The 21,301-nt window shown below is 57.9% G+C and carries 17 protein-coding genes; 6 read left to right on the plus strand and 11 right to left on the minus strand.

The genetic code is table 11. The features are described from left to right. Positions 1–2 precede the first annotated feature (2 nt). Both gyrB and AAGQ88_RS00070 read left to right on the plus strand, forming a co-directional pair. Entirely contained in the window at positions 3–2,420 is a 2,418-nt protein-coding gene (gene gyrB / locus AAGQ88_RS00065; protein ID WP_342654089.1) for a DNA topoisomerase (ATP-hydrolyzing) subunit B, read from the plus strand. 115 nt (positions 2,421–2,535) lie between these two features. After that, a protein-coding gene (locus AAGQ88_RS00070) for an IS3 family transposase (protein WP_342653946.1) occupies positions 2,536–3,758 on the plus strand; the annotation gives its coding sequence in 2 pieces (ribosomal slippage) (positions 2,536–2,887 and positions 2,887–3,758; 1,224 coding nt in all). Positions 3,759–3,802: 44 nt separating this feature from the next. Here AAGQ88_RS00070 and AAGQ88_RS00075 read toward each other — a convergent pair. After that, on the minus strand, positions 3,803–4,951 hold the full coding sequence (locus AAGQ88_RS00075; protein WP_342654090.1) for an acyltransferase: 1,149 nt from the start codon (positions 4,949–4,951) through the stop codon (positions 3,803–3,805). A gap of 557 nt (positions 4,952–5,508) precedes the next feature. On the opposite strand from AAGQ88_RS00075, the gene AAGQ88_RS00080 reads away from it, so the two are divergent. Together AAGQ88_RS00080 and AAGQ88_RS00085 are read left to right on the plus strand one after the other, a co-directional pair. Further along, positions 5,509–8,154 carry a glucosidase gene (locus AAGQ88_RS00080; RefSeq protein WP_342654091.1) on the plus strand — a complete coding sequence of 882 codons (2,646 nt, stop codon included), beginning with the start codon at positions 5,509–5,511 and terminating at the stop codon, positions 8,152–8,154. A gap of 66 nt (positions 8,155–8,220) precedes the next feature. Beyond that, positions 8,221–9,402 (plus strand): MFS transporter, encoded by a 1,182-nt coding sequence (locus AAGQ88_RS00085; RefSeq protein ID WP_342654092.1) that lies wholly within the window; start codon positions 8,221–8,223, stop codon positions 9,400–9,402. Between the two features lie 179 nt (positions 9,403–9,581). On the opposite strand, the gene AAGQ88_RS00090 is transcribed toward AAGQ88_RS00085, so the two are convergent. Genes AAGQ88_RS00090 through glyQ form a run of 4 tightly spaced genes read right to left on the minus strand, consistent with a single transcriptional unit; the run spans position 9,582 to position 13,981 of the window. Then, on the minus strand, positions 9,582–10,352 hold the full coding sequence (locus AAGQ88_RS00090; RefSeq protein ID WP_342654093.1) for a lysophospholipid acyltransferase family protein: 771 nt from the start codon (positions 10,350–10,352) through the stop codon (positions 9,582–9,584). 55 nt (positions 10,353–10,407) lie between these two features. Then, the gene (gene gmhB / locus AAGQ88_RS00095; RefSeq protein ID WP_342654094.1) at positions 10,408–10,959 is read right to left on the minus strand and encodes a D-glycero-beta-D-manno-heptose 1,7-bisphosphate 7-phosphatase; all 552 of its coding nucleotides are present in this window, start codon (positions 10,957–10,959) and stop codon (positions 10,408–10,410) included. A 23-nt stretch (positions 10,960–10,982) separates the two neighbouring features. Beyond that, positions 10,983–13,037, minus strand: coding sequence for a glycine--tRNA ligase subunit beta (gene glyS, locus AAGQ88_RS00100; RefSeq protein ID WP_342654095.1), 2,055 nt, complete (start codon positions 13,035–13,037; stop codon positions 10,983–10,985). Beyond that, positions 13,034–13,981, minus strand: coding sequence for a glycine--tRNA ligase subunit alpha (gene glyQ / locus AAGQ88_RS00105; RefSeq protein ID WP_093466546.1), 948 nt, complete (start codon positions 13,979–13,981; stop codon positions 13,034–13,036). The genes glyS and glyQ overlap by 4 nt, the downstream gene beginning before the upstream one ends. Positions 13,982–14,063: 82 nt before the next feature. On the opposite strand from glyQ, the gene AAGQ88_RS00110 reads away from it, so the two are divergent. Next, the gene (locus tag AAGQ88_RS00110) at positions 14,064–14,615 is read left to right on the plus strand and encodes a DNA-3-methyladenine glycosylase I (protein WP_342654096.1); all 552 of its coding nucleotides are present in this window, start codon (positions 14,064–14,066) and stop codon (positions 14,613–14,615) included. A gap of 74 nt (positions 14,616–14,689) precedes the next feature. On the opposite strand, the gene AAGQ88_RS00115 is transcribed toward AAGQ88_RS00110, so the two are convergent. Next, positions 14,690–15,217 carry a hypothetical protein gene (locus tag AAGQ88_RS00115; protein ID WP_342654097.1) on the minus strand — a complete coding sequence of 176 codons (528 nt, stop codon included), beginning with the start codon at positions 15,215–15,217 and terminating at the stop codon, positions 14,690–14,692. Continuing rightward, complete coding sequence (locus tag AAGQ88_RS00120; protein WP_342654098.1) at positions 15,198–15,713, minus strand: DUF2778 domain-containing protein; 516 nt, start codon at positions 15,711–15,713, stop codon at positions 15,198–15,200. The genes AAGQ88_RS00115 and AAGQ88_RS00120 overlap by 20 nt, the downstream gene beginning before the upstream one ends. Positions 15,714–16,108: 395 nt before the next feature. On the opposite strand from AAGQ88_RS00120, the gene AAGQ88_RS00125 reads away from it, so the two are divergent. Then, positions 16,109–16,996: a lysophospholipid acyltransferase gene (locus tag AAGQ88_RS00125; RefSeq protein WP_342654099.1), complete on the plus strand. Its 888-nt coding sequence runs from the start codon at positions 16,109–16,111 to the stop codon at positions 16,994–16,996. 110 nt (positions 16,997–17,106) lie between these two features. On the opposite strand, the gene AAGQ88_RS00130 is transcribed toward AAGQ88_RS00125, so the two are convergent. The 4 genes from AAGQ88_RS00130 to fmt all read right to left on the minus strand — a co-directional run bounded on the left by AAGQ88_RS00130 (position 17,107) and on the right by fmt (position 21,247). Further along, complete coding sequence (locus AAGQ88_RS00130; protein WP_342655899.1) at positions 17,107–17,400, minus strand: tetratricopeptide repeat protein; 294 nt, start codon at positions 17,398–17,400, stop codon at positions 17,107–17,109. A gap of 34 nt (positions 17,401–17,434) precedes the next feature. Further along, positions 17,435–18,808, minus strand: a complete 1,374-nt coding sequence (gene trkA / locus AAGQ88_RS00135; RefSeq protein WP_342654100.1) for a Trk system potassium transporter TrkA — start codon at positions 18,806–18,808, stop codon at positions 17,435–17,437. Positions 18,809–18,968: 160 nt separating this feature from the next. Beyond that, positions 18,969–20,291, minus strand: a complete 1,323-nt coding sequence (rsmB, locus tag AAGQ88_RS00140; protein WP_342654101.1) for a 16S rRNA (cytosine(967)-C(5))-methyltransferase RsmB — start codon at positions 20,289–20,291, stop codon at positions 18,969–18,971. Further along, positions 20,288–21,247 (minus strand): methionyl-tRNA formyltransferase, encoded by a 960-nt coding sequence (fmt, locus tag AAGQ88_RS00145; RefSeq protein ID WP_342654102.1) that lies wholly within the window; start codon positions 21,245–21,247, stop codon positions 20,288–20,290. The genes rsmB and fmt overlap by 4 nt, the downstream gene beginning before the upstream one ends. Positions 21,248–21,301 lie beyond the last annotated feature (54 nt).

Consider the following 21,301-nt stretch of genomic DNA (forward strand, 5'->3'; position numbering starts at 1 on the left):
GCATGAGCGAAAATCAAACGTACGACTCGTCCAGCATCAAGGTGCTGAAAGGACTTGATGCCGTACGCAAGCGTCCCGGTATGTACATCGGCGATACGGACGATGGCAGCGGTCTCCACCACATGGTTTTTGAAGTGGTGGATAACTCGATTGATGAGGCGCTCGCAGGTCACTGCGATGACATCAGCATCATCATCCATCCGGACGAGTCGATCACCGTACGCGACAACGGCCGCGGCATTCCGGTGGATGTGCATAAAGAAGAAGGTGTTTCGGCGGCAGAAGTCATCATGACGGTCCTGCACGCTGGCGGTAAGTTCGACGACAACTCGTACAAGGTGTCTGGCGGTCTTCACGGCGTCGGCGTTTCTGTTGTGAACGCCCTGTCGGAAGAGCTGAAACTGACGGTGCGTCGTAGCGGAAAAATCTGGGAGCAGACCTACGTTCACGGTGTTCCACAGGAACCGATGAAAATTGTGGGTGACAGCGACACCACAGGCACGCAGATCCACTTCAAGCCATCTGCCGACACCTTCAAGAATATTCACTTCAGTTGGGACATCCTGGCGAAGCGGATTCGCGAACTGTCCTTTCTGAACTCCGGCGTGGGCATCGTTCTCAAGGACGAGCGCAGCGGTAAGGAAGAGCTGTTCAAGTATGAAGGCGGGTTGCGCGCTTTCGTCGAATACCTCAACACCAACAAGACTGCGGTCAACCAGGTATTCCATTTCAACGTTCAGCGTGACGACGGCGTGGGGGTCGAGATTGCCCTGCAATGGAATGACAGCTTCAACGAAAACCTGTTGTGCTTTACTAACAACATTCCTCAGCGGGACGGTGGTACTCACCTCGTTGGTTTCCGTTCGGCGCTGACTCGTAACCTGAACAACTACATCGAGCAGGAAGGTCTGGCGAAGAAGCACAAGGTCGCCACCACCGGTGACGATGCCCGTGAAGGCCTGACCGCTATCATTTCGGTCAAGGTGCCTGATCCGAAATTCAGTTCCCAGACCAAAGACAAACTGGTCTCGTCCGAAGTGAAGACCGCAGTTGAACAGGAGATGGGTAAATACTTCTCTGACTTCCTGCTGGAAAATCCGAACGAAGCCAAGGCCGTCGTGGGCAAGATGATCGACGCCGCCCGCGCACGTGAAGCGGCTCGCAAGGCGCGCGAGATGACACGCCGCAAGGGCGCTCTGGATATCGCCGGCCTGCCGGGGAAACTGGCTGACTGCCAGGAGAAAGACCCTGCCCTTTCTGAGCTGTATCTCGTGGAAGGTGACTCTGCTGGCGGTTCGGCCAAGCAGGGACGCAACCGCAAGACTCAGGCGATCCTGCCGCTCAAGGGCAAGATCCTGAACGTTGAGAAAGCCCGTTTCGACAAGATGATTTCCTCGCAGGAAGTCGGCACGTTGATCACTGCGCTCGGCTGCGGTATTGGCCGCGAAGAGTACAACATCGACAAACTGCGTTATCACAACATCATCATCATGACGGATGCTGACGTCGACGGTTCGCACATTCGTACCCTGTTGCTGACCTTCTTCTTCCGTCAATTGCCGGAGCTGGTTGAGCGCGGCTACATCTACATCGCTCAGCCGCCTTTGTACAAAGTCAAAAAGGGCAAGCAAGAGCAGTACATCAAAGACGACGATGCCATGGAAGAGTACATGACGCAGTCGGCTCTGGAAGACGCGAGCCTGCACCTGAACGAGTCTGCCCCCGGTATTTCTGGCGCCGCTTTGGAGAAACTGGTCAACGATTTCCGGATGGTGATGAAAACGCTCAAGCGTCTGTCTCGCCTGTATCCGCAGGAGCTGACCGAGCATTTCGTGTACCTGCCACCTGTTGCCATGGAGCAACTGTCAGACCACGCTGCGATGCAGGACTGGCTCGCCAAGTTTGACGAGCGTCTGCGCGTCGGCGAGAAGTCCGGTCTGGTATACAAGGCCAGCCTGCGTGAAGACCGTGAGCGGAATGTCTGGCTGCCAGAGGTCGAATTGATCTCCCACGGCTTGTCGAACTACGTAACGTTCAACCGCGACTTCTTCGGTAGCAATGACTACAGAACAGTCACCGCCTTGGGCGCTCAGATCAGCACCCTGCTGGAGGAAGGCGCTTACGTTCAGCGTGGCGAGCGCAAGAAACCAGTGACCGAGTTCAAGGAAGCGCTGGCCTGGCTAATGGCGGAAAGTACCAAGCGCCACACCATCCAGCGCTATAAAGGACTGGGCGAAATGAACCCGGATCAGCTGTGGGAAACCACCATGGACCCGACTGTTCGTCGTATGCTCAAGGTCACGATCGAGGACGCTATCGCAGCGGACCAGATCTTCAACACCTTGATGGGCGATGCAGTCGAGCCACGTCGCGACTTCATTGAAGCCAACGCACTGGCGGTTTCTAACCTGGATTTCTGATCCCGGATGCGTCAAAAAAAGCCCCGAATGACTCGCGTCATTCGGGGCTTTTTTGTTGTGGATGTCCCGTCCTGAATAAGGTTTACACCTTCTGACCTTTCCTCAGGAGGAACCAATGGATTCGGGAAAAAGGCGCAGTCAGCGTGATTACACGCTGGGCTTTAAATTAGCGGTCGTCGATCAGGTCGAAAAAGGCGAGTTGAGTTATAAAGAGGCTCAACGGCGTTACGGAATTCAGGGGCGTTCGACTGTGCTGGTGTGGTTACGCAAGCATGGGCGCCAAGACTGGAGCCAAGGCGCCTCCATTCGTGCCCAGAGGAGCCGACCGATGGACGACCCGAAGCTGCCGCTGACCCCAGATCAGCGAATCAAGGAGCTTGAAGAAAAGCTCGCCCTTGCCAATCAGAAAGCCCAGTTCTTCGAAGCCGTCGTTGACGTGCTGAAGAATGATTACGGTGTTTCCGTTGTAAAAAAGCGATCCGGCAAGTCCTTTCCCAAGGGCAAATCCAAGGCCTGAGCATCGTCAGGGCTTGCCAGTTTCTGGGCATCTCCCGGCAGGCTTACTACAAGCGAAACCGGGTCTGCGACATGCAAACCAACCACGCCCAGAAAGTACTGGGGTTTGTACTGGAAACCCGACTTCAGATGCCACGACTGGGCACACGCAAGCTGCACGGACTGATGCAAGCCGAGCCTGAACTGGCGCGAACGGTGGGTCGGGATCGGCTATTCGACATCCTGAGAGAAAACCGCCAACTGATTGCGCGCAAGCGCGCCTACCACAAGACCACTGACAGCCATCATCGCTTCCGTCGCCATCCCAACAGGCTAAAACCTGGTCTCGACCAAGTAACAGCCACTGGCCCTGAGCAGGTCTGGGTAGCAGACATCACCTATTTGCCCACCCAGCAAAGCGTCGCGTATGTGAGCCTGGTGACCGATGCTTACTCTCGAAAAATCGTTGGTCATCATGTGCATGAAACCTTGCATGCCGAATCGGTTGCGCAGGCGATGCGCAAGGCATTGAGGGGTAGGAAAACGGATCAGGCACTGGTGCATCACTCAGATCGCGGCTCGCAATACTGCTCGGATCTGTACCAGAAGCTGCATGCCATGCACGGGGTAAGGTGTTCGATGACAGACGGTTATGACTGTTACCAGAACGCACTCGCAGAGCGGGTGAACGGCATATTGAAAACAGAGTTTTTGCTGCATCGCCCGAGAGACTTGGCCGAAGCCAAACGTATGGTCGACGAATCGGTAGATATCTATAACCGCAAGCGGCCCCACCAGGCCTTGAAATACAAAACGCCCGATGCGATGCATCGAGCGTTTTAAGGGTGAAACAGGTGTAAACCTATTTCAGGACTGGACAGGACTGACTAAACCGGCGTGTTGGCCGGCTTTGCGCCAGGCATCAAATCACCCTTCCTGGCCCAACGTTTCCCCCACTGAATTCCCCGCAATTCGACGAAGTGGTAGGTCAATGCAGAGAGGGCAATGATGACGACGAGCAAGGCTACCAACAGCAGGTTGTCCAGGATCGGGTTATTGAACGACAGGTAAGGCCCAGGCCCTTCGGTGGGGTAAGTCACCCAGGATTGCCCGCTAAACTTCCCAACCATGAGAAGGCTCAGCGTGGCAGTAAACAGAATCATCGCGTGTGTCATGTATATCGAGTAAGACAGTGTGCCCAGTTGCTCAAAGGGCTTTGCTTTCAATGCCTTCGACAAAAGACCTCCTTCGAACGAAAACATCAGAATCACGGCACAGAACAGCAGAGTCAGCATGATCTGTTTCTGTGGCAGATCTGAAACCATGGCGATGGCCACAAGCGTGATCCCGGTGGCTTCCAACACGGTGAACAACCATGTGGAGCCCCGCCACGCCTGAATCATCAGGTAGATTTGGTAGGTCATGACGCCGGCGAAAAAACAGGAGAGTCCTTGCAGAACCGGTTCGGCCAAAGGCGCAATGCCCAATAACAGCATGACCGTCGCGATGAAGGACAGCACTGCGAAAGCCTTGAGCGCTGATGCGGGAGAAAGCAGCAGAATGCCGGCGAAGATCATGTAGATGTAATATTCGACGCTGATGCTCCACGCCGGGAAGTTGAAGGACTGCGGATTGAAGCCCGGCCACCATGATTGCAAGAGCAATAGGTTTGGAATGATTTCCTGCGGCGCCCGCTGCCCTGTAAAGCTGCCCTGATTGAACGAAAGCCCTGAATGTTCGGCTGCCAGTTTGACGCACTCGAGGCCGATAGCGAGCCCAAGCACAAAGACGTGCAAGGGATAGAGCCGCATGGTTCGCGTTATGAAAAATTGCCGAAACTGCCCGTTCGCTTGCAGCCGTCGACCGTATGTGTGACACATGACGAAGCCGCTGAGTACAAAGAAGAAGCTGACCAGATAATGAGCATTGCGAAAGAATGCCCACTCGCCGAAGCTTTGTGAAATGTGCACATGGTAGATCGCGACGCTCAGCGCACACAGCCCGCGGAAACTGTCCAGCACCTGGAACCTCTTCATGCCTACTTCCTTCCCTGCAATATCCTGTTGGGTTTTGGCACAGCTTTTCGTCAATGAGCCTTCATGCGGTGCCCTTCCCTGCTCCCACCCGAAACGCCGTCAACCCTTTGAGCCGTGATGCGAAATACGCTGCAAAAACCTGCCATCCGACATCGCAGGTTGTTCAATGAATGGCGCGGCAAGGCGGTTCAACAGTATGGGTGCCGCTGGCCACTGGATTACCGTGAAAACCCATCACGCGGTTGCCGTGAGCATCTGGATCAGATTGAAGTTATTGTTTCGTCTGGAGGTTAGGACCCAACATACTCAAACTGCCTCCCGAGATCAGGGCAATGACGTTTTGATCCATTGACCGCTGTGATGCTGCTCTCCCTGACAACGCGCCACATCGAAACCGTGTTTCGACCTTGAAACGATACACCTGAGTTATGGCCCGTCTAATTGCCATCGGTAATCGGCAGGTGAATAACTTGCCAGCCAATAATTTGACCGACGTCGCTGATCGATAGATTTTGAAATATCAGCGTCGTCCCCGTCCGCTAAGTGTGGAAGTAGACATGCCCGATGATTCGAGACGTCAGAATTTGAAGGACACGGTTGAAGGCACGCGCCTTGAAGGACCAGATGCAGCGCAGTGGCGTGAATGGGGGCCCTATCTCAGTGATCGACAGTGGGGCACCGTTCGCGAGGACTACAGTCCGGACGGCAATGCCTGGGATTACTTCCCACACGATCATGCGCGCAGCCGGGCCTATCGATGGGGCGAAGACGGGCTGGCCGGTTTCTCGGATAAATCGCAACACTGGTGCATCGCGCTGGGGCTATGGAACGGTCGCGACGCGATACTCAAAGAGCGGCTGTTCGGACTCAACAATGCCGAGGGGAATCATGGGGAAGATGTGAAGGAGCTGTATTTTCACGTCGACGGCCTGCCCAGCCATGCTTATATGAGGATGCTCTACAAATACCCGCACGCGGCATTTCCCTACGCCGACCTCGTGGAGGAAAACGCCCGCAGGGGGTTGAACGATCCAGAGTATGAAGTGCTCGATACTGGCGTATTCAATGACAATCACTATTTCGATATCAGCATCGAGTACGCCAAGCACACCGCCGACGATATTTTCATGCGCGTGACGGTGGTCAATCGGTCCGACTGCGCTGCAAGTCTCCACGTCTTACCGCAGATCTGGGCGCGCGATGTATGGAGTTGGAATCCCGAAGCATGTGAGCGCCCTGCCCTTACGCTGCACGAAACTCGGATCATTGCGCGCCATCCTCGTGAGGCGGAAAAAGAAGTCACGGCCTGGGGACGCGATGCATGTGAGTGGTTGTTCTGTGAGAACGCCACCAACATGCCCAGACTTTTCGGCAAGCCCGCCGATGGCCCGTTCAAGGACGGCATAAACGAATACCTCGTGGGAGCCGATCCCCAGGCCGTGCGGCGTGATGCTGGGACCAAGGCTGCGGCGCACTTCGTCCTGAATCTGGCCGGGGGAGAATCGCAGGCGGTGTATCTTCGCTTCGCCCCCGTCGGCTCGCCCCACGTCAACGCCAAGGCATTGTTTGAACAACGTCGCGCTGAAGCAGACGAGTATTTCGGCGCGCTGCAACACGGTCTTCAAGATGATGACGCCCGCAACGTTCAACGTCAGGCGCTGGCCGGATTGCTGTGGTCCAAGCAGCTGTATCACTTCGACGTCAAAGCCTGGCTTGAAGGTGATGCAACTCACGATCCTGTCCCCGCTCAGCGCGCCGATGTCCGTAACAGCCAATGGCGGCATCTGTGCAACTTCGACATCGTGTCGATGCCGGACAAATGGGAATACCCATGGTATGCGTCATGGGATCTGGCATTTCAGGCGGTTGCCTTTGCGTTGATCGATCCAGATTTCGCCAAGGATCAGTTGCTGCTATTGGTCAAAGATCGCTTCATGCACCCAAACGGGCAACTGCCCGCTTATGAGTGGCGCTTCGACGATGCCAACCCGCCGGTGCACGCATGGGCCTGCTGGCGGGTCTATCAGATGGAAAAAGCCCAGCGGGGCCAAGGCGACCTGGCTTTCCTGGAAAGGGTTTTCCACAAGCTGCTGCTGAATTTTTCCTGGTGGGTGAATCGCAAGGACACGGAAGGCCACAATATATTTCAGGGCGGCTTCCTCGGGCTCGACAACATCGGACTGTTTGATCGTTCTGCCGCCCTCGCCCCGGGCTGTCAGCTCGATCAGGCAGACGGCACCGCGTGGGTCGCCGCGTACGCGCTGGATCTGATGAGGATCGCGCTGGAGCTGGCGCAGCATAATGAAGTGTATGTGGATATCTCGGTGAAGTTCTTCGAGCACTTCCTGTACATCGCGGGCGCGATCAATCAGGTTGACGATCAAGACGTCGCAGGCCTCTGGGACGATCAGGACGGCTTCTTTTATGACGTACTGCATCGCCCAGACGGACTGCGTGAGTCAGTGCGACTGCGCTCTTTTGTAGGGCTCATTCCGTTGTTCGCCGTTCGCGTGCTCGAACAGCGGGAACATGAGGGGTTGAACGGGCTGCGCGAGCGACTGCTGGGGTTCCTGCAACATCGACCGGATCTCGCCGCACTGGTCTCTCGGTGGACAGAACCAGGCAAGGGCAACCGATTACTGCTCGCCCTGCTGCGTGGTCAGCGGACCAAGGATCTGGTCAGGCGCATGCTCGATGAGACCGAGTTTCTCTCGACCTTCGGCGTGCGTTCGCTCTCGCGGCATTATGCCGATCAGCCTTTCAGCATGCACATTAACGGCAACACCCTGTGCGCCGACTACGAGCCCGCGGAGTCCGATTCCCGACTGTTTGGCGGGAACTCCAATTGGCGCGGCCCGGTCTGGATGCCGCTGAACTACATGCTGATCGAGTCATTGCGTGAGTTTCATCGCTATTACGATACGAATTTCTCTGTGGAATACCCCACTGGCTCAGGTTATCTGGCCTCGCTGGGAGAAGTGGCCGACGGACTGACCCTACGCATTTGTAGGCTCTTTCTTCGTGATGAGCAGGGAAACCGTCCGTCAATGGCCGGTTATCCACAGCTAGAACTGGACCCGGACAGCCGGGACCTGGTGCTGTTTCACGAGTACTTCCATGGAGAAAATGGCCGGGGTCTGGGAGCGTCTCATCAGACTGGCTGGAGTGCGCTGGTCGCGTTGCTGCTGCAACCGAAGGAATAAGCCAGGCGGTCGGTCTGGCGATGTGTTTACCCACAGGACAGAAACGGGTTCAAGGAGCTGTAACCGATGTCGTTTCGCAGATATCAGAAAGTGCTGGGCATCCCTCGTGTGATGTCTGCAACGCTGTTCATGTTCGTCGCAGGCTTGCCGCTTACGATCATGACTCTCACCCTGAGCCTTCACGTGCTCAATGAAATGGGCCGCAGTTACTTCGATGCGGGGCTGGTCGGCACCGCCACTGCATTAGGATTCGCAGTGGGCTCGCCGTTGTTGGGCCGCATGATGGACCGTCACGGTCTTCGTCCTGTGGTTGCGGTTTGCGGAACGGTGTCCACCGCTGCGTGGGTCATGCTGCCTCTGGTGGATTTCACGCTGTTCGTGGCACTGGCATTCGCTGCCGGCATGTTCACCGTGCCGACCGGGTCGCTGTCCCGGCAGTTCATCGCCAGCCTGGTGCCGGAAGATTACCGCCGGCCCGCGTACTCGCTCAACACGATGCTCATGGAGCTCTCATTCGTGATTACGCCCGCCGTGGGCATTCTGTTGATCACGCAATACTCAGCGACCTCGATGCTGGTGGGTATCGGCGTATGGCGAGCGTTGTCCTACGTCGCGCTTTATCTGTTGAACTGGCCGATACGCAATCCCCATGAAGCGGTTGCAGCTGAAGAATCGGTCAAGTTGAAATGGCGGGAGTGGATGAGTGCCCGGCTGATCGGTGTCTTGCTGGTGAGCTCCGGGGCGCTGTTCGTGCTGTTCGGCACAGAGCTGGCCTTGATTGCGGTGCTGCGCGAAAACGGGGAAATTGCGTTCACCGGCTATGTCATCGCCGCCACCTCAATCGCCTCGATCGCCGGTGGCTTTGTCCACGGTATCGTTCACCGCTCCTGGTCATTGACGCGACTGGCCGTGACCATGAGCGTGTTGCTGCTGCCTGTGGCGTTCTTCGACCATGTCTGGTGGTGGCTATTGCTGGCGCTGCTGCCGACTAACCTGCTGTGCACGCCGACCCTCGCTGCGAGCTCTGAAGCGGTCGCTGAGCTCGCGCCTCCCAGCGTGCGGGGTCAGGTGATGGGGCTGCAAGACTCGGCCAACCGAATGGGACAGACGTTGTCCATGCCGCTGGTAGGTTTCGCGATCGACAACGTGTCGCCTTCGATGGGGTTTGTCGCCGCAGCCTGCGGAGGATTGGTGCTGATCGGGATCGCGACGCTGTGCAGCGTGCGCCAAGGAAGTGTTCAGGCATAAAAAATCGGTCTTGACCAAGAAGGCTCAAGACCGATGTTTTCAGCGAATCAAACGTCAGCTCAAAAAAACTTATGCACGTTTGAGGTCCGTTTGTCGCTGTCAGAAATAAGTAATAGAAATAATGACTTAGCGCGGATTCTCAAAAATCTCACACATTTGGTGCACAGGTTATCCACAATTCACACGGGTGATTTTTCAGGTATAGCTGCTGGTGTCACGGGTGAGCCCAATGCCTTCTGCGTTTCTTCGTTCCATACGGCCACTCGGTCATTAAGCGCAGCGATTGCGCGTGGACCGGTGCCTTCGGCGTACATCGGCTCGCCGATAACGACTTCGATGGTGCCCGGCTTCTTGGCCCAGCCCTCTTTTGGCCAGTATCTACCCGCGTTGTGTGCCACTGGCAGCACCGGGAGCTCTGCGTTGACCGCCATTGCAGATCCGCTGCGTGAGAATTTGCCGATCTGGCCATAGGGAACGCGTGTTCCCTCAGGAAAAATCAGCACCCAGACGCCATCTTTCAGCAATTCATCGCCCTTTTTGGCGACCACTTTAAGCGCGGCTTTTGGGTTGTTGCGATCGATGGCGATCGGACGCAGCATCGCCATGGCCCACCCAAAGAACGGCACGTACAACAATTCGCGTTTGAGCACCTGGCTCAAAGGCTGGAAATGCGCCGAAAGGAAAAACGTTTCCCACGTGCTCTGATGGTTCGAAACAATGACGCAGGGCGTCTTGGGGACGTTTTCCTGGCCGGTGACATTGACTCGGATGTTGAGCAGCACCTTGGTAAGCCATACCGCGCAGCGACACCAATAGACATTGATGAAGCGATAACGAATGCGGAAAGGCAGGAAAGGCGCGACGAAGAAGCTCAACGAACACCACAGCAGGGCGCTGGTGCCCAGCAGCAGGTAAAAGAAGAAAATCCTGATGGCCTGCACTATCGACATAGCTGCTTTTACCGTTACGGGCGTTGCCCGGATGTAGCGCACCGTAGACCGACGATCAGTCGGTGGACGTGGCGCTTTTGTGGATAAGTTCTGCGGCAACTGCCGCCAGATCGTCAAAAATCAACGTTCCCGCAGGCAGCGGACCGCCTCGCGTCTTCTGACCTTTGCCCGTCATGACCAGAACGGGTTGAGAGTCGACGGCCGCCGCCGCCTCCAGGTCACCCTTGCTGTCACCGACGAACCAGAGGCCGCGTAATGCGACGCCGTAATGATCGGCGATGGTCTTCAACATGCCCGGCCGAGGTTTGCGGCAATCGCACCCCTGGTCAGGGCCATGTGGACAGAAGACGATCAGACCGACCTCGCCGCCCTGCTCCGCCACCAGTTCGCGCAAACGCGCGTGCATGGCATCGAGAGTGGCCAGGTCGTAGTAACCGCGAGCGATGCCGGACTGGTTGGTGGCCACTGCCACCGTCCAGCCGGCTTTGCTCAATTGCGCGATTGCGTCGATCGAGCCGGGAATCGGAATCCACTCCTGCACCGACTTGATGTAAGCGTCGGAGTCTTCGTTGATCACCCCGTCCCGATCGAGAATCACCAGTTTCAAATCTGTTCTCCTGCCTCAGCGGCTCAACCCAGAAGGGAAATGTCAGCGACGCCGAGGAACAGATTACGCAGACGTGCCAGCAACGCATAACGGTTGGCTCTCACGCTTGCATCTTCCGCGTTGACCATTACAGCTTCGAAAAACGCATCGACAGGCTCGCGCAATGCAGCCAGGCGTGCCAGCGCTTCGTTGTACTGACGGCCTGCGGACATCGGCGCTACGGCCTGGTCAGCCTGCTGAATCGCCGAATACAGCGAGAACTCGTTGGCGTTGTCGAAATACTTTGGCTCGACGGTCTGGGCAATGTTGCCTTCGGCCTTGCTCAGCAGGTTCGACACACGCTTGTTCACCGCGGCCAGTGCAGCGGCCTCAGGCAACTTGCGGAACGCCTGAACGGCTTGCACGCGCTGATCGAAATCCAGCGCCGAACCTGGCTGCAGGGCACGCACCGAGAGGTACACCGACACGTCGACGCCTTCGTCTTCGTAACGCGCACGCAGGCGGTCGAAGATGAATTCCAGGACTTGCTCGGCCAGACCGGCTGATTTCACCTTGGCACCGAACTGGGTGACGGCGAATTGCACGGTCTTGATCAGATCCAGGTCCAGCTTCTTCTCGATCAGAATACGCAGAATGCCCAACGCTGCACGACGCAGGGCATACGGGTCTTTGCTGCCGGTTGGAAGCATGCCGATGCCGAAGATACCGACCAGCGTGTCGAGCTTGTCAGCGATGGCTACCGCCGAGCCCGTCAATGTGGATGGCAGTTCAGCGCCTGCACCGCGCGGCATGTATTGCTCGTTCAGCGCGAGTGCGACGTCCTGCGGCTCGCCGTCGGCCAGCGCGTAGTAGTAACCCGCCACGCCTTGCATTTCCGGGAACTCGCCGACCATTTCGGTCGCCAGGTCGCATTTGGACAGCAGGCCCGCACGGCCGGCACGCTGAGCGTCGCCGCCAATGCGGGGTGCGATGAACGCGGCCAGTCGGGAAACCCGCTCGGCTTTGTCGAACACGGTGCCCAGTTGCGCCTGGAACACGACGTTCTGCAGACGCTGGTTGAAGGTCTCCAGTTTCTGCTTCTTGTCCTGCTTGAAGAAGAACTCGGCATCGGTCAGACGAGGACGAACGACTTTCTCGTTGCCCAGGACGATCTGCGAGGGATCCTTGCTCTCGATGTTGGCGACCGTGATGAAGCGCGGCAACAGCTTGCCTTCGGCGTCCAGCAGGCAGAAATACTTCTGGTTGTCCTGCATGGTGGTGATCAGGGCTTCTTGCGGCACTTCAAGGAAACGCTCCTCGAACGAGCACACCAGCGGCACGGGCCATTCAACCAGCGCGGTCACTTCGTCGAGCAATGCCGGCGGCACGATTGCGGTGCCTTCGTGCTGAGTCGCCAACTCGTCGATGCGCTTGCTGATCAGCTGACGACGCTCGTTGAAATCCGCGAGCACGTGGGCGGCACGCAGGTCGCTGACGTAGCTTGCAGGCGAAGTGATGCGCAGGCTTTTCGGATGATGGAAGCGGTGACCGCGCGACTCACGACCCGCTGTCTGAGCGAGGATCGTGCAATCGATGACCTGTTCGCCGAACAGCATTACCAGCCACTGGGTCGGACGCACGAACTCTTCCTTGCGCGCACCCCAGCGCATGCGCTTGGGGATCGGCAGATCGTTCAACGAGTCTTCGACGATGGTCGGCAACAGACTGGCGGTCGGCTTGCCGGCGATGCTTTGGCTGTAGCGCAGTTTCGGGCCGCTCTGGTCGATTTCGCTCAGGTCGACGCCGCACTTCTTGGCAAAGCCCAGCGCCGCTTGAGTCGGATTGCCGTCGGCGTCGAATGCAGCCTGACGCGGCGGGCCGTCCAGGTTGACGCTGCGATCGGGCTGTTGGGTCGCAAGCTCGGTGATCAACACGGCCAGACGACGCGGTGCTGCGTAAACCTGCTTGGCGCTGTAAGTCAGGCCAGCGGCCTGCAGGCCCTTCTCGATACCGGCCAGGAATGCCTCGGCCAAGGTATTCAGGGCCTTGGGTGGCAGTTCTTCGGTGCCCAGTTCAACCAGGAAATCTTGAGCACTCATTGTGCAGCCTCCAGCTTAGCCAACACTTCATCGCGAATATCGGGTGCGGCCATCGGGAAGCCAAGTCGGGCCCGGGCCATCAGGTACGCCTGAGCCACGGAACGGGCCAGGGTGCGTACGCGCAGGATGTATTGCTGACGCGCCGTCACGGAGATCGCGCGGCGGGCATCGAGCAGGTTGAAGGTGTGCGAGGCCTTGAGGACCATTTCGTAGCTCGGCAATGGCAGCTCGGCTTCGATCAGGCGTACCGCTTCGCTTTCATAGAAATCGAATAGCTCGAACAGTTTGTCGACATTGGCGTGCTCGAAGTTGTAGGTCGATTGCTCCACCTCGTTCTGGTGGAACACATCGCCGTAGGTGACTTTGCCGAACGGGCCGTCTGTCCAGACCAGGTCATAGACCGATTCCACGCCCTGCAGGTACATCGCCAGACGCTCCAGGCCGTAGGTGATTTCACCGGTCACCGGATAGCACTCGATGCCGCCCACTTGCTGGAAGTAGGTGAACTGCGAGACTTCCATGCCGTTGAGCCAGATCTCCCAACCCAGGCCCCAGGCGCCAAGGGTCGGCGATTCCCAGTTGTCCTCGACGAAGCGCACATCGTGCACCAGCGGATCCAGACCCACGTGCTTCAACGAGCCGAGATACAGCTCTTGAAAGTTGTCCGGGTTCGGCTTGAGGACGACTTGAAACTGGTAGTAATGCTGCAGGCGGTTGGGGTTTTCGCCGTAACGGCCATCGGTAGGACGACGGCTCGGTTGTACGTAGGCTGCGTTCCAGGTTTCCGGGCCGACGGCGCGCAGAAACGTGGCAGTGTGGAAAGTGCCGGCGCCCACTTCCATATCGTAGGGCTGAAGTACCACACAACCTTGCTCAGCCCAGTATTGCTGGAGGGCGAGGATCAAGTCTTGGAAGGTACGCACGGCTGGCGTAGGCTGGCTCACGAAATTCACCTGTACTGGGGGGCTGCGATTTAAAGAGCGGGAGTATACCCGATTCAGCAGCGCCTCCACCCTTGGGAGCCCTATGCCACGCTGCTTTTGGTGCAACGAAGATCCGCTTTACATGGACTATCACGATCAGGAGTGGGGCGTGCCACTGCGCGACGCGCAGATGCTGTTCGAGTTTCTATTGCTCGAAGGGTTCCAGGCCGGCCTGTCGTGGATCACGATCCTGAGGAAGCGGGAGCGATACCGTGAGGTGATGTTCGACTTCGACGTGAAGCGCATCGCCGCCATGACCGATGCCGAGATCGAAACGCTGATGCAAGAGCCTGGCATCGTGCGCAACCGCCTGAAACTCAACGGTGCGCGCAAAAATGCCCAGGCCTGGTTGCGGCTCGAGGATCCGGTGGCGTTCGTCTGGTCCTTCGTCGGCGGCCAGCCCCGGATCAACCACTTCAAGGACCGCAGTGAAGTGCCTGCCATCACACCGGAAGCCGAAGCGATGAGCAAAGCCCTCAAAAAGGCGGGTTTCACCTTCGTCGGGCCCACCATCTGCTACGCCTACATGCAGGCCACCGGCATGGTCATGGACCATACGGTGGATTGCGACCGATACGCCGATCTGGCGGGGTAATGAAGAGGCTTCTTCTGGGCTGTGTATCTGACGCTTGAAACCGGTTTTTCGGTTGACCGGTTTCTGGGGCGCAATCAAGGAAATCTCTTTCCCCAAAGGCGCTTCACCCCTAGATAGATGGCCACGGTCGAGAACGCATTCGTCAAGCCTACGGTAAGTATCGTTTGCATGGGCAGTGCACCACGCTCATCTATGAAATGTTCGTAGGGCAGAAACTTAAGCAATGCCCAGAATATACCCAACACAAACAGTGCTTTGATCATCCGAAGCATTATTGCGTAGACAAGAACATTAGCCAGCCGAGGGCGGTTTTCCTGGAGGGTATTGCGGTGTATAAACTTCGCATGCATTGCCTTTATCGCACTGTAGATAATGATGCTAAACGACAGGTTGATCAAAAACGCCAAGTAGTCGCGTGTCACTTCGAAAGCCTCTGATATTTGATCGCCGTTAAAAAACGTTGAGATGGTCATCGCGTCTTCGAGCGAAATATAACGATCAACCAAGCAATCTGAAAATTGATACGAAAACATCGCGAGTGCTGCGAACAACCCTGACAGTAGCAGTAATTTCCCCGCTGATTTAACGACAGCTTCGATCATGAAAAATGACCTCTATCGTTCCGTAAGTCATCAGACTGTTCGTACCGGGAATTGGCGTCTTTGGGGTTTGGAGCAGCGTGTTTCGGATCGTCGCGTAGTCGCCATTATTGGGTAGGGTTATGCAGCCCTCTGAAATTCTGCCAGGGTGCAGCCGAAAGTATCCCCGTCGGATTCCGTCAATCCACGTCCAGTCATCAATCTTTTCATCGGCTCGATATAACGCGAACCACTCGTCGTGAGTAAATTTGGCATCCCTCATGACGCGGTTGTACATGTCTTTCAAACCAGTTTGTATTCTTGATGAAACGCTGCCTTCGGCTCGGTCGACGATCCAGTATTTACCTGGCGGTATTGGACCTCCGTTTGGAATGGCGCGACATCCACCGCGGTTCCTGTACATACCTTTTCCAGAGAATGCCTGAAATGTACCAAGCTCCGGAAAAGTCAAATCACCGAACAGCGCTTCCTTCATAAAAAAATGACCTTCCATTGCCATGATTGCTTGCTCCCTGCATGTGTTTTTGAGATTTCAGGCTTGATGAGTTATTTGCCGATGTCTTTTGTATTCCCGTTTGCATGCTTCCTTGCATCAGCATTTGGGAGTCAGCGAGAGTCTGGGGATCGATGGTGCACGGAGACAATCAGAGAATTCCGCTGGTCCTGTAGTCGTATTCCGTGTCATGGGCTGTCAGCCCGATTCTTCATACCGAGCTTAGGGGTTGACGCGTGTCTTTAGGGCGCGGGTGCCCGTGATTGCGGTGGATTGGCACCATTGAGGTTGCCGGTGGGTAATTGAGGGCGGACAAGCGCGGTCTTGCAATAGGGCTGCAACTCCCCTCATGAGGGCAACTGACGGTTACAATGCCTGCCTCATCGATTCAGGAGTGATCTGTGGATAAGTTCAAAGGCGCCATGATGGTTGGGGCGTTGCGACTGTTTGCGCTGCTGCCGTGGCGCGCCGTGCAATGGGTTGGCACCGGCATTGGCTGGCTGATGTGGAAACTGCCCAACCGTTCTCGCGAGGTCGCGCGGATTAATCTTTCCAAATGCTTTCCCGAGTTGAGCTCCACCGAGCTCGAGGCTTTGGTCGGCCGTAGCTTGATGGACATCGGCAAGACGCTGACTGAAAGCGCCTGCGCCTGGATCTGGCCTGCTCAGAAATCGATCAATCTGGTGCGCGAAGTCGAAGGCCTGCAGGTGCTGAAGGACGCACTGGCGTCCGGCAAAGGCGTTGTGGGTATCACCAGCCACTTGGGGAACTGGGAAGTGCTGAACCACTTCTATTGCAGCCAGTGCAAGCCGATCATTTTCTATCGTCCGCCCAAGCTCAAAGCCGTCGATGAATTGTTGCGCAAGCAGCGCGTGCAGCTGGGCAATCGCGTCGCGGCGTCGACAAAGGAAGGCATCCTCAGTGTCATCAAGGAAGTGCGCAAAGGCGGCTCGGTCGGGATTCCTGCTGATCCTGAGCCTGCTGAATCTGCCGGTGTATTCGTGCCGTTTTGCGGGACCATGGCACTGACGAGCAAATTCGTGCCCAACATGCTGGCAGGCGGCAAGGCCGTCGGCGTCTTCCTGCATGCCATGCGCCTGGACGATGGCTCGGGCTATAAAGTGGTGCTGCAGGCTGCGCCTGAAGACATGTACAGCACCGATACCGAAACCTCGGCCGCGGCGATGAGCAAGGTGGTGGAGAAATATGTGCGGGCGTATCCGAGCCAGTACATGTGGACCATGAAGCGCTTCAAGAAGCGGCCCGAGGGCGAGAAGCGCTGGTATTGATTCACCCTTTGATTGTTCCCACGCTCCGCGTGGGAACACCTCCCGTGACGCTCTGCGTCACATGGGCGCGGAGCGCCCGGGCTGCGTACCCACGCAGAGCGTAGGTACAATCACTTATCCTGCTTTTGCAGCTTCTTGAGAAACACTGTCATTTCTTTCTCGGCCTGTTTATCCCCATGGCCGATTGCGGCCTGGATGCCTTGCTCCCACGCCCGTCGCGCCTGAGCCGTGTCTTGCGCCGCCAACCACGCCTTGCCGAGCAGCTTCCACGCTGCCGAATATTTCGGGTCGAATTCGACGCAGCGCTGAAGGTGTTCGATCGCCTTGGCGCTGTCGCCCAGGTCCAGATAACCCTTGCCCAGGCCGAAGCGCAGCAGCGCGTTGTCCATGCCCTTGGCGAGCATCTTTTCCAGCGATTCGAGCACTTCGTTCTCCTCGTTAAAAAAAGCTCAATCCCACCTGAAACAGTCGCTCCACGTCGCGGATGTATTTTTTATCCACAAGGAACATGACCACATGATCGCCGGATTCGATCACGGTGCTGTCATGAGCGATGATCACCTGCTCATCTCGCGTGATTGCGCCGATGGTGGTGCCCGGCGGCAGGTTGATGTGCATGATGGCCTTGCCGATCACCTTGCTCGACTTCGCGTCGCCATGCGCCACGATCTCGATGGCCTCCGCTGCGCCGCGGCGCAGTGAATGCACGCTGACGATGTCGCCGCGGCGCACGTGCGCCAGCAACGTGCCAATGGTGGCCAGCTGGGGGCTGACGGCGATGTCGATTTCTCCGCCCTGCACCAGATCCACGTAGGCGGGGTTATTAATGATGGTCATCACTTTTTTCGCGCCCAGTCGCTTGGCCAGCAACGAGGACATGATGTTGGCTTCGTCATCGTTGGTCAGCGCGAGAAACAGGTCCGCGTTGTCGATGTTCTCTTCCATCAGCAAGTCGCGGTCGGAAGAGCTGCCCTGCAGGATCACCGTATTGTCGAGGGTGTCCGACAGGTAGCGACAGCGCGCCGGGTTCATCTCGATGATCTTCACCTGGTAGCGGTTTTCGATGGCCTCGGCCAGACGCTCACCGATCTGCCCGCCGCCCGCGATGACAATGCGTTTGTAGCTTTGCTCCAGTCGACGCATTTCGCCCATCACTGCCCGGATATCGGCTTTGGCCGCAATGAAGAAAACTTCGTCGTCGGCTTCGATGACTGTATCGCCTTGCGGAATGATCGGACGATCACGCCGGAAGATCGCCGCCACCCGAGTATCCACGTCTGGCATATGGGCGCGCAGTTGGCGCAGTTGCTGACCGACCAGCGTCCCGCCGTAATACGCTTTCACCGCGACCAGCTGCACTTTACTCCCGGCGAAGTCGATCACCTGCAAAGCGCTTGGATACTCGATCAGGCGTTTGATGTAATTGGTGACAACTTGCTCGGGGCTGATCAACACGTCCACAGGGATGGCGTCGTTGTTGAAAAGACCGGATCGCGTCAGGTAGGCCGACTCACGCACGCGTGCGATTTTGGTGGGCGTGTGGAAAAGCGTGTGGGCCACCTGGCAGGCGACCATGTTGGTTTCATCGCTGCTGGTCACGGCAACCAGCATGTCAGCGTCGTCGGCACCGGCCTGACGCAGAACGGTGGGAAAGGAGCCTCGTCCATGAATGGTGCGAATATCCAGGCGATCACCCAGTGCACGCAAGCGATCCTGATCGGTGTCCACGACAGTGATGTCATTGGCCTCGCTGGCCAGATGCTCCGCCAGCGTGCCGCCCACCTGTCCTGCACCGAGAATGATGATCTTCAATCAATCTCTCCTTGAATTGATGCCGCTGCGCCACATCCCCTGTACAGGAACGTGGCTCGTCCCGCGATCTGCAGCCAAGTGGCAGTAATGAGTGAAACCGGGTTCGACAGCCTTGGTCGAAAACCGTCATTGCAGCTGCCGCGCACGCGGCAGACCGGGATTATGACGCTGCCGCGATCTTGATCAACTTCGCGTAATAGAACCCGTCATGCCCGCCTTCCTGCGCCAGCAGTTGACGCCCGCGAGGCTGCTTCAGCCCCGGCGGCGGATTACCTTGCTGACCGGCGATGTCCAGTTCCCGAGCGCCGGGGGTGCGGGCGAGAAACGCATCCATGACTTCCGTGTTTTCGGTCGGCAGTGTCGAGCAGGTCGCGTAAAGCAGCATGCCGCCCACTTGAAGCGTCGGCCACAGCGCGTCGAGCAGTTCGCCCTGCAGTGTCGCCAGTGCCGGAATGTCGTCTGCTTGCCGTGTCAGCTTGATGTCCGGGTGACGACGAATGACGCCGGTCGCCGAACAGGGTGCGTCGAGCAGGATGCGCTGGAACGGCTTGCCGTCCCACCATTGATCGGTGGCGCGGGCATCGGCGGCGATAAGTTCTGCGCTCAGGCCCAGGCGATCAAGGTTCTCTCTGACCCGTACCATGCGCTTGGCCTCCAGATCCACAGCGACGACACCCGCCAGACCCGGTTGGACTTCCAGCAAGTGGCACGTCTTGCCGCCCGGTGCGCAGCAGGCGTCGAGCACGCGCTGACCTGGCGCCAGCTCCAGCAGATCCGCAGCCAGTTGCGCCGCCTCGTCCTGGACGCTGATCCAGCCCTCTGCAAAGCCGGGAAGCGCGCGGACATCACCAGGCTCGGTCAGCACGATGCCGTCTTGGCTGAACGTGCTGGCAACGCCGCCGATGCCTGCGTCCTGCAACAGCTGAAGGTACTGGTTACGCGTCTTGTGACGACGGTTGACCCGAAGAATCATCGGCGGATGCGCGTTGTTGGCCGCGCAGATGGCTTCCCAATGTTCCGGCCATGCGGCTTTCAATGCTTTTTGCAGCCAGCGTGGATGCGCGGTGCGCACGACAGGATCGTGTTCCAGCTCGAGCAGCAGCGCTTCACCTTCACGCTGCGCGCGGCGCAGGACCGCATTGAGCAGCGCTTTGGCCCATGGCTTCTTCAACTTGTCGGCGCAGCCCACGGTTTCGCCGATCGCCGCATGGGCGGGAATGCGCGAGTAGAACAACTGATAAAGACCCACCAGCAGCAACGCTTGAACGTCGGTATCGGCAGCCTTGAACGGCTTCTGCAGCAGCTTGGCCGCCAATGCGGACAATCGAGGCTCCCAGCGTGCAGTGCCGAACGCGAGGTCTTGAGTCAGGCCGCGATCACGGTCTTCGACCTTGTCCAGTTGAGCGGGCAAAGAGCTGTTCAGCGAAGCCTTGCCGCTGAGCACGGCTGCCAACGCCTTGGCTGCGGCCAGGCGCGGATTCATTGGCTGTCCGCCGATGCGCCGAGCACCGTCCCCGTCGTGAACTTCTCACGACGGCTGTTGAACAGGTCAGCGAAGCCCAACGGTTTGCCGCCTGGCAATTGCAGGCGCGTGAGGCGCAAGGCCCCTTGTCCGCAGGCCACGATCAGACCGTCTTTGCTGGCGCTGAGGATCGTGCCCGGTTCGCCCTCGCCTTCGCTCGCCTGAGCGGCCAGCACTTTCAAGGCTTCGCCGTTGAGCGTGCTGTGACAGACCGGCCATGGATTGAAGGCGCGCACCAGACGCTCGAGCTCGTCGGCGGGCCGCGACCAATCGATGCGCGCTTCGTCTTTATTGAGCTTGTGCGCATAAGTTGCTTGGGAGTCGTCCTGTGCTTCACCGACCAGCGAGCCATCTGCCAGGCCGGCGATGGCCTTCAGCACGGCAACCGGGCCCAGTTCCGCCAGGCGATCATGCAAGGTGCCGCCTGTGTCATCGGCGGTGATCGCCGTTGTGCTTTTGAGCAGCATCGGGCCAGTGTCCAGGCCCGCCTCCATGCGCATCACGGTCACGCCGCTTTGCGCATCACCGGCTTGCACCGCACGCTGGATAGGCGCTGCCCCGCGCCAGCGAGGCAGCAATGAGGCATGGCTGTTGATGCAGCCCAGCCGCGGGATGTCGAGCACCACTTGCGGCAGAATCAGCCCGTAAGCGACCACGACCATCAGGTCAGGCTCGAGCGCAGCGAGTTCGGCCTGTGCTTCGGGTGCTCGCAAGGTCGGCGGTTGAAACACGGGAATGTCGTGTTGCAGAGCGAGTTGCTTGACCGGGCTGGGCATCAACTTCTGGCCGCGACCTGCCGGACGGTCAGGCTGGGTATAAACCGCGATCACCTCGTAAGGGCTGTCGAGCAGGGCTTTGAGGTGTTCGGCCGCGAATTCCGGGGTGCCGGCGAAGACGATGCGCAGTGGCTCAGTCATGGGCTTCTCGTTCTGAAAATGACTGCAGGAGCGTGCTGGCCGGCGATTGCGTTG

Source organism: Pseudomonas sp. F3-2, assembly GCF_038804275.1.
Taxonomy (GTDB): Bacteria; Pseudomonadota; Gammaproteobacteria; order Pseudomonadales; family Pseudomonadaceae; genus Aquipseudomonas.

Coding starts and splice junctions, on each gene's coding strand:
- gyrB (WP_342654089.1), top strand. CDS start 3: ATGAGCGAAAATCAAACGTACGACTCGTCCAGCATCAAGGTGCTGAAA.
- AAGQ88_RS00075 (WP_342654090.1), bottom strand. CDS start 4,951: ATGAAGAGGTTCCAGGTGCTGGACAGTTTCCGCGGGCTGTGTGCGCTG.
- AAGQ88_RS00080 (WP_342654091.1), top strand. CDS start 5,509: ATGCCCGATGATTCGAGACGTCAGAATTTGAAGGACACGGTTGAAGGC.
- AAGQ88_RS00085 (WP_342654092.1), top strand. CDS start 8,221: ATGTCGTTTCGCAGATATCAGAAAGTGCTGGGCATCCCTCGTGTGATG.
- AAGQ88_RS00090 (WP_342654093.1), bottom strand. CDS start 10,352: ATGTCGATAGTGCAGGCCATCAGGATTTTCTTCTTTTACCTGCTGCTG.
- glyS (WP_342654095.1), bottom strand. CDS start 13,037: ATGAGTGCTCAAGATTTCCTGGTTGAACTGGGCACCGAAGAACTGCCA.
- AAGQ88_RS00110 (WP_342654096.1), top strand. CDS start 14,064: ATGCCACGCTGCTTTTGGTGCAACGAAGATCCGCTTTACATGGACTAT.
- AAGQ88_RS00115 (WP_342654097.1), bottom strand. CDS start 15,217: ATGATCGAAGCTGTCGTTAAATCAGCGGGGAAATTACTGCTACTGTCA.
- AAGQ88_RS00120 (WP_342654098.1), bottom strand. CDS start 15,713: ATGGCAATGGAAGGTCATTTTTTTATGAAGGAAGCGCTGTTCGGTGAT.
- AAGQ88_RS00130 (WP_342655899.1), bottom strand. CDS start 17,400: ATGCTCGCCAAGGGCATGGACAACGCGCTGCTGCGCTTCGGCCTGGGC.
- rsmB (WP_342654101.1), bottom strand. CDS start 20,291: ATGAATCCGCGCCTGGCCGCAGCCAAGGCGTTGGCAGCCGTGCTCAGC.
- fmt (WP_342654102.1), bottom strand. CDS start 21,247: ATGACTGAGCCACTGCGCATCGTCTTCGCCGGCACCCCGGAATTCGCG.